12 protein-coding genes and 1 tRNA gene are annotated in these 13,570 nt (G+C 39.7%); all 13 read left to right on the top strand.

Annotation, left to right across the window (positions count from 1 at the left end):
* Nucleotide 1: 1 nt before the first annotated feature.
* The 13 genes from GKR92_05805 to nusA all read left to right on the top strand — a co-directional run bounded on the left by GKR92_05805 (nt 2) and on the right by nusA (nt 13,560).
* On the top strand, nt 2-2,377 hold the full coding sequence (locus GKR92_05805; GenBank protein QMU61234.1) for an NADH-quinone oxidoreductase subunit G: 2,376 nt from the start codon (nt 2-4) through the stop codon (nt 2,375-2,377).
* Nucleotides 2,370-3,422 (top strand): NADH-quinone oxidoreductase subunit NuoH, encoded by a 1,053-nt coding sequence (gene nuoH / locus GKR92_05800; protein QMU61233.1) that lies wholly within the window; start codon nt 2,370-2,372, stop codon nt 3,420-3,422. Before GKR92_05805 ends, nuoH begins: the two co-directional genes overlap by 8 nt.
* A 2-nt stretch (nt 3,423-3,424) precedes the next feature.
* The gene (gene nuoI, locus GKR92_05795) at nt 3,425-3,913 is read left to right on the top strand and encodes an NADH-quinone oxidoreductase subunit NuoI (GenBank protein ID QMU61232.1); all 489 of its coding nucleotides are present in this window, start codon (nt 3,425-3,427) and stop codon (nt 3,911-3,913) included.
* A gap of 40 nt (nt 3,914-3,953) precedes the next feature.
* Entirely contained in the window at nt 3,954-4,541 is a 588-nt protein-coding gene (locus tag GKR92_05790) for an NADH-quinone oxidoreductase subunit J (protein QMU61231.1), read from the top strand.
* A 45-nt stretch (nt 4,542-4,586) separates the two neighbouring features.
* On the top strand, nt 4,587-4,892 hold the full coding sequence (gene nuoK, locus GKR92_05785) for an NADH-quinone oxidoreductase subunit NuoK (GenBank protein QMU61230.1): 306 nt from the start codon (nt 4,587-4,589) through the stop codon (nt 4,890-4,892).
* An 11-nt stretch (nt 4,893-4,903) separates the two neighbouring features.
* Nucleotides 4,904-6,853: an NADH-quinone oxidoreductase subunit L gene (gene nuoL / locus GKR92_05780; GenBank protein ID QMU61229.1), complete on the top strand. Its 1,950-nt coding sequence runs from the start codon at nt 4,904-4,906 to the stop codon at nt 6,851-6,853.
* Between the two features lie 5 nt (nt 6,854-6,858).
* Nucleotides 6,859-8,373: an NADH-quinone oxidoreductase subunit M gene (locus tag GKR92_05775; GenBank protein QMU61228.1), complete on the top strand. Its 1,515-nt coding sequence runs from the start codon at nt 6,859-6,861 to the stop codon at nt 8,371-8,373.
* A gap of 66 nt (nt 8,374-8,439) precedes the next feature.
* Nucleotides 8,440-9,870, top strand: a complete 1,431-nt coding sequence (gene nuoN / locus GKR92_05770) for an NADH-quinone oxidoreductase subunit NuoN (protein QMU62728.1) — start codon at nt 8,440-8,442, stop codon at nt 9,868-9,870.
* 222 nt (nt 9,871-10,092) lie between these two features.
* Nucleotides 10,093-10,169 (top strand) — tRNA-Met (locus tag GKR92_05765).
* A gap of 130 nt (nt 10,170-10,299) precedes the next feature.
* Complete coding sequence (locus tag GKR92_05760) at nt 10,300-10,611, top strand: DUF1840 family protein (GenBank protein ID QMU61227.1); 312 nt, start codon at nt 10,300-10,302, stop codon at nt 10,609-10,611.
* 203 nt (nt 10,612-10,814) lie between these two features.
* Nucleotides 10,815-11,177, top strand: coding sequence for a group 1 truncated hemoglobin (locus tag GKR92_05755; GenBank protein QMU61226.1), 363 nt, complete (start codon nt 10,815-10,817; stop codon nt 11,175-11,177).
* A gap of 397 nt (nt 11,178-11,574) precedes the next feature.
* Nucleotides 11,575-12,003: a ribosome maturation factor RimP gene (locus GKR92_05750; GenBank protein ID QMU62727.1), complete on the top strand. Its 429-nt coding sequence runs from the start codon at nt 11,575-11,577 to the stop codon at nt 12,001-12,003.
* Between the two features lie 51 nt (nt 12,004-12,054).
* On the top strand, nt 12,055-13,560 hold the full coding sequence (gene nusA / locus GKR92_05745) for a transcription termination/antitermination protein NusA (protein ID QMU61225.1): 1,506 nt from the start codon (nt 12,055-12,057) through the stop codon (nt 13,558-13,560).
* Nucleotides 13,561-13,570 lie beyond the last annotated feature (10 nt).

The raw sequence follows: 13,570 nt of genomic DNA, 5'->3' as shown, positions 1-13,570 counted from the left end.
AATGTCTGAAGAAACCGTACAAATATTTATCAACGACAAAGAAGTTACTGCGCCAAAAGGTGCAATGGTGATCGAAGTTACCGATCAACACGATGTTGAAGTGCCGCGTTTTTGTTACCACAAAAAATTATCGGTGGCAGCAAATTGTCGCATGTGTATGGTCGAAGTTGAGAATGCGCCAAAGCCACTCCCAGCTTGTGCTACGCCGGTTATGGAAGGAATGAAGGTTTACACAAAATCTCCTTTAGCATTAGATGCGCAGCAAGGAACCATGGAGTTTTTGTTAATTAACCACCCACTAGATTGCCCAGTATGTGACCAAGGTGGTGAGTGTGAATTGCAAGATGTTGCAATGGGATATGGCAATAGCATTTCTCGTTACACCGAGCGTAAACGCGTGGTGCAAGATAAAGAGCTAGGCCCATTGGTTTCTACTGATATGACGCGCTGTATTCATTGTACGCGTTGTGTTCGGTTCGGAACTGAAATTGCAGGAATTAGTGAATTAGGTTCTACCGGTCGCGGCGAATTCATGGAGATTGGGACCTATGTAGAAAAATCTCTAAGTTCAGAACTGTCAGGTAATGTTATTGATGTCTGTCCGGTGGGCGCGTTGAATGCAAAACCTTCTCGTATGTCAGCGCGCGCCTGGGAGGTAATGCAATCTGCAAGTGTAATGCCACATGATAGTGTTGGATCCAATGTGTATTTGCATACACTACGCAATCAAGTGATGCGTGTTGTGCCACGTGAAAATGATGACATTAATGAAACCTGGATTTCGGATCGTGATCGTTTTAGTTACGAAGGCTTAAATGCAAGTGATCGTGCAACCCAAGTAATGTCGAAAACGGAACAAGGTTGGCAAGCAGGTGATTGGGATACGTCTTTAGCGCATGTTGCAGACAAGCTTAAACATTTTCAAGTAAATGATATTGGTATTCTGGCTGCACCACATTCAACTTTAGAAGAATTGTATTTATTGCAAAAAATATTTCGTCAGTTAGGTGTTAATAATATTGATCATCGTACGCAACAAATTGACTTTACTGATCAGGAAGCAATGCCCTTGTTCCCATATCTAGGGCAATCGATCAAATCTATAGAAGAAAATAATAGTCTCTTCTTAGTGGGGTCTAATATTCGTTTAGAACAGCCTATGTTGGCTCACCGAATTCGTAAGGCTAGCGCAAAAGGGTGTGAAGTAAGTTCGTTAAATCCACAACAATATGATTTCCATTTTACTAGTCATTACGCTTGGAGCCTTGCTCCACAACAATGGCTAACCGCTCTGGCTGAAATAGCAAAATGTTCAGATTCTTTAGATAATTTGTCAACTGAGCTTAAAAGTATCGTTAATAATGCAACCGTTTCAGAAGATGCGAAAAATATATATAACTCACTAAAGAATGGACAACGGTCAAGCATAATGCTTGGAGCAATTGCGGAAGGTCACCCGCAAGCTTCAGTGTTACGTGCTTTAAGTAATTTTGTTGCGCAAGCAACGAATTCTAATTTTGGCATACTTGCACAATCTGGAAATACAGTAGGTGCATGGTTATCAGGTGTATTGCCGCACCGTTTGCCAGCGGGTGAAATTAATACTGATGCTGGATTAAATTCATCGGAAATGCTGGCAGTACCTAGACGTGCCTATGTTTTGTTTAATTTGGAAGCTGAATTTGATTTTGCAAATTCGCCTGCAGTGCTTGAGGCAATGCAAGCAGCGGATTTGGTTGTTGTGTTTACTCCTTATAATAATGAACGAATCCAACAATATGCAGATGTTATTTTACCTATTGCAACTTTTGCTGAAACGGATGGTACTTTTGTTAACACCGTAGGGCATTGGCAAAGTATAGGTAAAGCCGTATCTGCACCTGGTGAAGCACGACCGGCTTGGAAAGTATTGCGAGTGCTGGCAAACAAACTAGGGTTTGATGATGTGCAATATCAAACTAGTGAGCAGATAAGAGATGAATTAAAGAAGTTATTTTCTGACGAAATGAATTTTACTAGTCATCTAGAAAACTATGACCATGTAAATTTAAAATCTGATGTTAACAAGTTGCATCGCGTTTCTGACACACCTGTCTATGCAGTTGATAATATAGTTCGCCGCGCAGCTTCATTGCAAAAAGCGGCGGTGGATCAAGAGAGCCATGTTGCAATGTCTGTAGAACAGGCTAAGCAGCTAAATATGTTAAATGAGCAAGTGGTCCGAGTTGTTCAAGACAAGCGGGAAGTTACACTGCCATTACGAATTGTTGAAAATATGCCAGATCATTGTGTGTGGATACAAAAAAGTTCTACACAAGTAGATGTATTAGGTGAGGCAATCGCTCCTGTTGAAATACAAAGGACTGCGAATGTTTGAATGGGCGCAAAATATAATTTCAATCGTACCGCCAGTAATACTGATGACGGTTTATATGTCTATTTTTGTGTTGGTGTTATTTGGTTGTGTTGCATATGTGACTTTAGCTGAACGTAAAGTAATTGGTTTTATGCAAGTCCGTATTGGGCCTAATAGAGTTGGGCCAAAAGGTTTTGGCCAACCAATTGCAGATGCTTTGAAGTTAATGTTTAAGGAAATGATATTGCCGAATGATGCAGATCGTTTCTTATTTCGTTTGGCGCCACTTCTGTCCATGATTCCTGCGTTAGCGGCATGGGCGGTGATTCCATTCGCAGATGGATGGAATTTTGCAGACATCAATGCAGGCTTATTGTATTTGTTAGCTATGACATCATTGGGTGTATACGGTGTCATCGTTGCAGGTTGGGCTTCGAATTCTAAGTATGCATTATTGGGAGCATTACGCTCAGCAGCACAAATTGTAGCGTATGAAATTGCCATGGGATTTGCACTTGTTGGGGTATTGATGGCGAGTGGAAGTTTAAATCTTGGCGATATCGTTAGAGAACAACAGGGAGGTGTATTCAATTGGTACTGGCTACCTTTGCTGCCTTTATTTATTACCTACCTAATTGCAGGGGTAGCAGAAACGAATCGTGCGCCTTTTGATGTGGTTGAAGGTGAGTCGGAAATTGTTGCTGGTTTTCATGTTGAATATTCAGGAATGGGATTTGCATTATTCTTTTTAGCAGAATATGCCAATATTATTCTAATTTCTGCATTAACTGCATTATTATTTTTGGGCGGCTGGCTCAGTCCTTTCCCGGAAAGTTGGACAAGTGTTCCTTATTTAGGTTTTGTGCTCGGCCATGGGCCACATATGTTTATTGCTAAGACATGCTTATTTATCTTTTGTTTTCTTTGGTTTCGCGCCACGTTTCCACGATATCGTTATGATCAAATTATGCGTTTGGGGTGGAAAATATTATTGCCAATTACATTAATTTGGATCTTCGTTGAAGGTGTTCTTTTATATTTCCAGATACCACCATGGTTTGATTAGCAATGAGAGCTCTATTACATATACTTAAAAGCTTTACTCTCTTCGAGTTACTTAAGGGTTTGCAGTTAACAAGCAGGCGTTTCTTTACTAAGAAATTTACCATTCAGTATCCTGAAGAGAAAACGCCGCAATCCCCAAGATTTCGTGGTTTACATGCTTTGCGTAGATACCCGAGTGGTGAAGAACGTTGTATTGGCTGCAAGTTATGTGAAGCAGTATGCCCGGCACTGGCCATTACCATTGATAGCGAAGAACGCGAAGATGGAAGTCGACGCACAACACGCTATGACATAGATTTATTTAAGTGTGTGTATTGTGGTTTTTGCGAAGAAGCTTGTCCCGTTGATGCCATAGTGGAAACGCGAGTATTTGAATACGCATTTTATGAGCGAGGTCAGCAGGTGATGACCAAAGATATGTTGCTAGAGGTGGGAAGAATTTATGAAGAAGAAATTGCTGCTGACCGTCAAACAGATGCGCCTTATAGATAGCAAAAAACAGGTAAGCCAAGAAAGTAAAAGTACAATTTAGATGTTAATACAAACGACAATATTTTATTTTTTCGCCGGAATTCTAGTGTTATCTGCGCTAGCGATGATCACGGTACGCAACCCTGTGCATGCGGCTTTATTTTTAGTTTTAGCGTTTTTTACTAGTGGTGCGCTTTGGTTGTTACTAGAAGCTGAATTTTTAGGCATTGTATTAGTGTTGGTATATGTCGGCGCTGTAATGGTTTTATTTTTGTTTGTGGTGATGATGTTAGATATCAATATCGCAAAGATGCGCGCCGGTTATGCTAAATATTTGCCAGTAGGATTGATTGTGGGCGCCGCAATGGCAGCAGAAATGATCATAATTTTGACTAAGTCTAATTTTGAGCATGTTCAAGCAAATCCAAAACCTGCGGATTACAGTAACACTCAAGAGTTGGGAAAGTTGTTGTTTACTGAGTATGTGTATCCATTTGAAATTGCAGGGGTGATTTTATTGGTCGCAATTATTGCCGCCATTACCTTAACCATGCGGAAACGTACGGTTTCTAAGAAACAAAAGCCACATCAGCAAATTAGTGCGCAGCGAAAAGATCGCGTTCGTTTGGCGGATCTGGATAGAGAATAAACTATAAAGATAAATTGAGATTAGTAAGTAAATAATAATTAAAAAATGATTACTTTGACGCATTTTCTTGTGCTTGGCGCAATTCTATTTTCCCTGAGCGTTGCGGGCATATTTCTTAATCGAAAGAATGTAATTCTATTGTTAATGGCCATTGAATTGATGTTGTTAGCGGTTAATATGAATTTTGTAGCTTTTTCATACTACTTGGACGATCTTGCAGGCCAAGTTTTCGTATTTTTTATACTTACCGTAGCTGCAGCTGAAGCGGCAATTGGTTTAGCAATTTTAGTTGTGTTGTACCGCAATCGTTCTACGATTAACGTGCAAGATATCGATAATTTGAAAGGTTAGGCAAAGAAGGTATGAAAGCGCTTTGTTTAACGATTGTTCTTGCACCTTTGATTGCATCTATTGTTGCTGGTTTGTTTGGGCGAGTAATCGGGAGAAATGGCACGCACTGGCTAACAATTCTGGGTGTGGCGGTTTCTTTTGTTTTAAGTTTATTTATATTTAAACAAGTAATCTTTGATCAGGTTTCACACACTTCAATCGATATTTACCAATGGTTAGCGTTAGGTGACTTTAGTTTTAAAATTGGTTTTTTAATTGATCCGTTAACTGTAACAATGATGTTGGTAGTGACTTTTGTATCATTAATGGTGCATATCTACACTATTGGTTACATGCATGATGACCCTGGTTATCAGCGTTTCTTTTCTTATATCTCTCTGTTTACCTTTTCAATGTTAATGCTGGTAATGGCAAATAATTTTTTGCAATTATTTTTTGGTTGGGAGGCAGTTGGATTGGTCTCATATCTACTCATTGGTTTTTGGTATACAAGAGACAGCGCTATTTTTGCCAATATGAAGGCGTTTTTAGTCAACAGAGTAGGGGACTTTGGTTTTTTGTTAGGTATAGGTGCGGTATTGGCAGTTTTTAATACGCTGGATTATCAATCTGTATTTGCTCAGGCGCCTTTAATTAATACTCAAACTTTCGCAATCACTGAAAATATCCATTGGCCTGTAATGACGGTAATTTGTTTGTTACTGTTTGTTGGTGCAATGGGTAAGTCTGCTCAAGTGCCATTGCATGTTTGGTTGCCAGATTCGATGGAAGGTCCGACACCTATATCAGCTTTAATTCATGCCGCTACCATGGTGACAGCAGGAATATTTATGGTGGCACGTATGTCGCCTTTATTTGAGCTTAGTGATACTGCGTTAAACTTCATGCTAATTATCGGAGCAATCACTGCCTTCTTTATGGGGTTAGTGGGAATTGTGCAGAACGATATTAAAAGAGTTGTTGCCTACTCTACATTGTCACAATTAGGCTACATGACCGTTGCCTTAGGGGCATCTGCGTATTCAATAGCAATTTTCCATCTATTTACACATGCCTTTTTTAAGGCTTTGCTATTTTTAGGCGCTGGTTCTGTGATTGTCGCACTACATCACGAACAAGATATGCGCAAAATGGGTGGCTTACGTAAATATATGCCAATTACTTACTGGACGGCATTTATAGGCACATTGGCGTTAATTGGCTTCCCAGGGTTTGCAGGTTTCTTTTCTAAAGATTCCATTATCGAAGCAGTACATTATTCAAATTTACCTGCTGCAGAATTTGCTTATTGGTTAGTCTTAGCAGGTGTATTTGTCACGGCGTTTTATTCATTCCGTTTATTGTTTTTAGTGTTCCATGGTGATTCACGCATGGACAAACATACCGAAGAACATGTGAAAGAATCTTCTAAAGTAATTACCATTCCACTAATTCTATTAGCGATTCCTTCAGTATTTGCAGGCTTGTTTATAGGGTCATTCGTATTTGGAGATTATTTTGCGCAGAGTATTTTTGTAGCCGAGAATCATCATGCGGTAGCTGAACTTAAAGAGCACTATCATGGAATTGGATCCTTTGTTGCACATGCATTTAAAGGTTATGCAGTGTACTTGGCATTTGCTGGCATATTCTGCGCTTGGTTCTTGTATTTAAAACAGCCGCAATTGGCTGAAAGCTTAAAGCAAAAACTACATATTCCTCATAAAGTGCTATCAAACAAATATGGCATTGATGAGTTATACCAGATTTTATTTGCAACGGGCGCACGAAAAATTGGTGCATTTTGTGATTCATTTGGTGATCGATTGCTAATTGATGGTTTGATAGTAAATGGTTCTGCAAAAATCGTTAGCTGGTTTTCTGCTAAAACACGAACCATACAAACAGGTTATTTATATCATTATGCCTTTGCCATGATCATTGGCTTGTTAATTTTGTTAAGTAAGGTTTTTCTACAGTAGCCAAAATGTTCTATTCACTTCCAATTTTAAGCGTATTAATTTGGTTACCGATAATAGGTGGCTTATTGGTACTTGCAGTAAAAAAAGTATCAGTTGGTGCAGTTAGATGGCTGTCATTAATAATTGCATTAGCTACTTTACTTGCCAGTGTTGTGCTAATGAGAGGTTTCGATAGCAGTCAATATGCAATGCAGTTTTATGAACAAATACCGTGGATCGATGTATTTAATATTTACTATGCATTGGGTGTGGACGGTATTTCAGCACCATTAATTTTATTGACTACCATTATAACTGTACTAGTCATTATTGCAGGTTGGGAAATCGCTCGTGAGCGTATTGCTGAGTACTTAGCAGCATTTCTTATTTTAGAAGGCCTGATGATCGGTGTATTTTGCGCATTAGATGCCATTCTCTTCTATATCTTCTTTGAAGCTATGTTGATCCCAATGTTTTTAATTATTGGAATGTGGGGTGGGCCAAGAAGAGTATACGCAACCATTAAGTTCTTTTTGTATACCTTTTTCGGCTCAGTGTTTCTATTGATCGCGCTTATTTATATGTATTTAAATACTGGTACATTTGAGATCGCGGCATTGCAGCTCGCTCGATTTAACGAAAATCAGCAACTGTTTTTGTTTTTAGCCTTTTTCATTGCCTTTGCGGTAAAAATTCCTATGTGGCCAGTGCATACTTGGTTACCAGATGCTCACGTGGAAGCGCCTACGGGTGGTTCAGTTGTATTGGCTGCCATCATGTTGAAAGTAGGTGGCTATGGTTTCTTAAGGTTTAGTATCCCTATCACTCCTTACGCAAGTAATCAGTTGGCTTATTTGGTAATTGCAGTCTCACTAATTGCTGTGGTGTATATCGGTTTTGTCGCTTTGGCGCAAAGAGATATGAAAAAGTTAATTGCATATTCTTCGATTGCGCATATGGGATTTGTTACCTTAGGATTCTTCGTAATTTTTAAATTGGCCGCTAGTAACAGCTCGTATTCCGAACTCGCATTACAAGGTGGCATGGTGCAAATGATTTCGCACGGCTTTATTTCTGGCGCAATGTTTCTTTGCGTAGGTGTTTTATATGATCGTATGCATAGTCGACAGATAGCAGATTATGGTGACGTAGTAAATGTAATGCCTAAATTCGCAACCTTCTTCGTGATTTTTGCCATGGCTAATGCAGGTTTGCCAGGAACTTCAGGCTTTGTTGGAGAGTTTATGGTGATATTGGCAAGCTTTAAAGCCAATGTTTGGTTTGCATTTTTAGCCGCAACCACTTTAATTTTAGGCGCAGCGTATACACTGTGGACGGTTAAGCGTGTGCTATTTGGTGAAGTAGGTAATGATGAAGTGGCTAAACTTAAAGATTTAAATGGTCGCGAATTTTTCTGTTTGTTTGTTTTAGCGATATTTGTTTTGTGGATTGGTCTTTGGCCGGCGCCACTTATAGAAATGATGGATGCATCAGTTTCGCATCTTTTGTATCAAGCGCAGCAAACTAATCTCCCTTTATAAAACGACATAATCGTAATGGATAGCTTAGATATAAATTCAATTGATTCAGTTTCAAGCTTGTTTGCTATGTTGGCAAAATATTTAGTTGTGATGCCTGAAGTAGCGTTACTAATTGCGGCGTCGGTTATCTTGATGATTAGTATATTTGCAGGCCGCAGAAGCGAGCTATTTACTTTCACATTGAGTATGGCCACTTTGTTTGGCGTAGTTTTTCTGATACTGCTAGGTATAAAACAACCTGATGTCGTGCTATTTAATGAAATGTACGTTTATGATGATTTGGCTAAATTTATTAAGTTGTTGGTGTGCGTTACTGTTGTGGTGATTTTTGTCTATGCGCGACCCTATTTGATGAGTCGCAGCCATTCGCGCCCAGAATTTTATATATTAGGATTGTTTGCCACATTAGGAATGTTAGTGATGGCATCTGCGCAAAACTTTATAACTATTTATTTAGGCTTGGAGTTACTGTCTTTGTGTTTGTATGCATTGGTTGCATATATGCGTGACTCTAATGATGCAGCAGAAGCCGCGATAAAGTATTTTGTTCTCGGTGCGATTGCTTCAGGCATGCTGCTGTATGGCATGTCTATTATGTATGGAGTTACTGGCGCATTGAGTATGAGTGAAATCAGTGCCTATATAGCAAATGTTAATGATTTAAATATAGGTTTAATTTTTGCATTAACATTTATTGTTGTTGGGGTTGCATTTAAATTTGGTGCGGTGCCATTTCATATGTGGGTGCCAGACGTTTACCAGGGAGCGCCTACAGCGGTTACCTTATTTATTGCTACTGCTCCAAAATTTGCTGCGTTTGTGATGGCGATTCGCTTATTAAGCCATGGTATGCAGGAACTGGTTGTGGATTGGCAGCAGATGTTGATGATATTAGCAGTGTTGTCTTTAATATTTGGGAATGTAATTGCTATTGCGCAAAGCCATATCAAACGTATGCTCGCTTATTCAACCATTTCGCATATTGGTTTCGTATTGCTAGGGTTCTTGTCTGGCGAGAATTTTGGTTATGCATCTGCATTGTTTTACACAGTAATCTATGTGCTCATGGCGGCAGGTGCTTTTGGTGTATTACTGTTATTAAAGAAAAATGATGATACTGATGTGGATGCGCTCTCAGAATTTAAAGGCTTGGGGCAATCGCATCCACGTTTAGCCATAATCATGTTATTGATAATGTTTTCAATGGCAGGTATGCCGCTCACGGTTGGTTTCTATGCTAAATTATATGTATTACAGAGCTTGGTTTATAACAACTTTCTTTGGTTAGCCGTTTTGGCGGTAATAATGTCGATCGTAGGTGCGTTTTATTACTTACGGGTTATTAAACATATGTACTTTGATGAACTTGATCAAAGTTTGGGTGCGCAAAACGCACTAGTTGCCAATACCGTTCTTTCAGTAAATGGTTTGCTTATTGTGGGATTGTTTATCTTTCCAAACTATTTGTTGAACTATTGTGTGAATGTGTTCCAGTAGAGCATCGTTGCTTGTGTTTAGCATACTCATTAGTTAATTCAGCGGAGATATTCGGGGCAAGGGGTGCTAATTACAAAATAACTATCACGAATCATACTTGCTTTAAGCCAATTAAATAAATCGTGATAAAGTCATGCAAAATTGATTATTCATCGCCGAACACCTAATTTACTTTCTTGTATTATTTAACTTATCTGCGTAGACTTCTGCGGCTCAGATTGATGCGGGGTGGAGCAGTCTGGCAGCTCGTCGGGCTCATAACCCGAAGGTCGTAGGTTCGAATCCTACCCCCGCTACCACATCTGCGAGTGGGTATAACTCGCAAATCAATTGTCACGAAGTGACACCGTATTTTTCTTTATTATCAGTGATCTAATAAAAGCTAAATTCCCGCACTAAGTTGTTTCTTAATGTGGTTAAATTATCTGCATGCTCATCACATTTGAAACCAAAGCCTACGCAAATATCACTATGTTTGGTGATGTGGCTATTAAGCTCATTAAGTCTATGGGCCATAGTGGTGCTGTACCAGGAGTTATTCAAATAGATGATTTGCCAAAGGCATTAGAACAGCTGCAAAGCTCGGTGCGTGCAGAGATGGCTATTGATCAAGATTGTGAACAAGGCCAGGCATCAGATGATAGTGAAAATTATGTGAGTATCGATAAGCGAGCTAGACCGCTTATAGAGTTACTTGAAGCTGCTATTGAACAAAATACGGATGTTCTGTGGGATGAATAAGAATATTGCATACCGATGCAGTGTATATGCCAAACCAAGTGTTAGATAAATATTTACTTTACAAGTAGTTACGTTGAGTTTGCAAGATGTTATTGAGAACCTCTTAGGCTAGCAACTCAAGTAAAGAACACGGTATAATGGCCCAATAGTCTGTGTATATGTTGAAGTTTATAGTAATTATAAGAATGTAAAGGAGTTTTCAAATGAGTGGAGCAAGTTTATATGACCGTCTTGGCGGCGGTGACAAGTTAAGAAATATCGTTGCGGATGTATGGGCTAACCATACCAGCAACCCTAAGGTTAAGAATCGCTATGTGAATAGTGATGGCGAAAAAGTTAAGCAGGTTGTTTGGGAATTCTTCTGTTCCGGAATTGGCGGACCTCAAGAATACACGGGTCAAGATATGCTTACTGCGCATACTGGAATGAATATTAATGATGAAGAATTTGTTGCGGTTTGTGATGATGTCTTAGCAGCGCTTGATAAGAACAATGTAGCCCAAGGTGAGAAAGATGAAGTGCTTTGCATTCTTTATTCAATGAAGGCTGACATAGTAGATGTATAAGGTAGACGTATAAGCGCAGATTTAGCGTTAGAGAAAAAGCCCGATTTATTCGGGCTTTTTTTATGGTTAAGGCGTATAGGCGGGGAGATTGCTAGCTTTAAGCCTTGCAGAGAAGGATTCTTATCTCAAAAAAGCTACCCCCAGCCAGTGAAACAGGCAGCAGATAAACTCTTTGCTTGAAGCCGCGATTTTTTTTACCTATACTGGCTGGGTATTAGTTTGCTAAGTCATTGTTTTTCAATGATTCGGAAGGGCCCCTAGAGGGCCTTTTTTATTGGGCCTGGCGAATTGGTTAAATATATTTGGTCAAGAAATTTAGGCCGAGAAAATAGGTAAAGCGAAGTTGTTTAATGATCCGTACGGAATAGTGCCCATTGTTGAGCCCGTAATAGTAGGTATGGGATACAACTTCTGGGGATTAGAGTACCAAGCAAGTGAAAATACGGCACAGATACGAATATTTATTGATCATGGTGAAGGTATAACATTAGATGATTGTTCGCGAGTAAGTCAGCAACTTAGTGCTGTGCTGGATGTAGAAGATCCTGTGCAAGTGCCATATACCTTGGAGATTTCCTCTCCTGGTATAAATCGAAAGCTGTTTAGTACCGAGCAAATGAAAGATGCAGTTGGAAGTAAGGTGAAAGTCAAAACAACTTGGCCAATAGATGAGCGACGAAATATACGTGGGATATTGATAAATGCGGATGATGTGCAACTAACGGTAGTTACACAAGAAGGTAAAGAGTTTTTAGTGCCAATTGAGGCAATAAAAAATGCGAAATTAGATTTGGATATTGATCCGAATCTGAGCACTAAAAATTAATTTTATGGTATTAGATTTTTTTAAGTATAGGAACTTAATATTTTTTAAATTATGAACAAAGAAATTTTACTTGTAGCCGATGCTGTCTCTAATGAGAAAGGCGTCGAAAAAGATATTATTTTTCAAGCTATCGAAGCGGCTCTGGCGACTGCAGCGCGCAAGAAACATGGCATGGAAATGGATATACGTGTGGAGATTAACCGTGAGACGGGTGATTACGAATCTTTTCGGCGTTGGGAAGTGCTGGACGACGAAGATCCAGAATTTGATTCGACTGAAACGCAGATACTTTACAGCTATGCCATTCAGAATCATCCGGAAATGCAAATTGGCGAGTTCATAGAACAACCAATTGAATCTGTAGCCTTTGGTCGAATTGCTGCACACACTGCAAAGCAAGTAATCGTTCAAAAAATCCGTGAAGCTGAGCGTGCACAAATTGTAGATATATTTCAAGACCGTGTCGGTGAATTGGTTATGGGCGTGGTAAAGCGAAGCGATCATTCTGGAACCTTTATAGATTTAGGTAGTAATGCAGAAGGGTTTATTTCACGTGAACACATGATTGCGCGTGAGGCAATGCGACCTGGTGATCGAGTGCGAGCATTCTTGTATGAGGTTCGTGAGGAAGTGCGTGGCCCGCAACTATTTTTAACTAGAACGGCTCCTGAGTTTTTAATTGAGCTATTTAAATTAGAAGTTCCAGAAGTTGGGCAAGGTTTAATTGAAGTGCTTTCTGCGGCAAGAGACTCAGGTTTGCGTGCCAAAATCGCAGTTAAATCTAATGACCCGCGATTGGATCCAGTCGGTGCGTGTGTTGGTATGCGAGGTTCTCGAGTGCAGTCAGTGTCTAACGAACTGGCCGGTGAACGTATTGACATTATTCTTTGGGATGAAAATTCTGCGCAATACGTTATCAATGCTATGTCTCCTGCAGCAGTAACTTCTATTGTTGTTGATGAAGACAAGAACAGTATGGATATTGCAGTTGAAGATGAAAAATTATCTCAAGCTATTGGTCGTGGCGGCCAAAACGTAAAACTAGCTAGTCAATTAACCGGCTGGGAGTTAAACGTAATGACTGAGGGTCAAGCGGAAGAAAAAAGTGAAACTGAAACGCGAGAAATTGTTGAGATGTTCATGTCTCAACTTGATGTGGATGAAGAAGTTGCAGTGATTCTAGCTCAAGAAGGATTTTCGAGTGTTGAAGAAGTGGCTTATGTTCCACCCAAAGAATTAGTAGAAGTAGAAGAATTTGAGGAAGAGATGGTGGAGGAATTACGCGCTCGTGCTAGAGACGTTTTACTTACTACTGCGTTAGTAACAGAAGAAAAGTTTGCCGATGTGGAGCCATCTGCCGATTTGCTAAATATGGAGGGCATGGATAAAGATCTAGCCTTCGAATTGGCCTGTAGAGGTATTTCTACTATGGAAGATTTAGCAGAGCAGTCTGTTGATGAGCTGTTGGAAATTGAAGGTTTAGATTCTGAGCGCGCAGGTTCGTTGATTATGTTGGCGCGAGCACCGTGGTTTGAAAATGAAGGCGCTACAACGTAACGCGAAAGTT

The sequence above is a fragment of the Gammaproteobacteria bacterium genome (assembly GCA_014075255.1).
Classification (GTDB): domain Bacteria; phylum Pseudomonadota; class Gammaproteobacteria; order UBA4575; family UBA4575; genus JABDMD01.
This window is presented reverse-complemented; position numbering and strand designations above follow the sequence as displayed.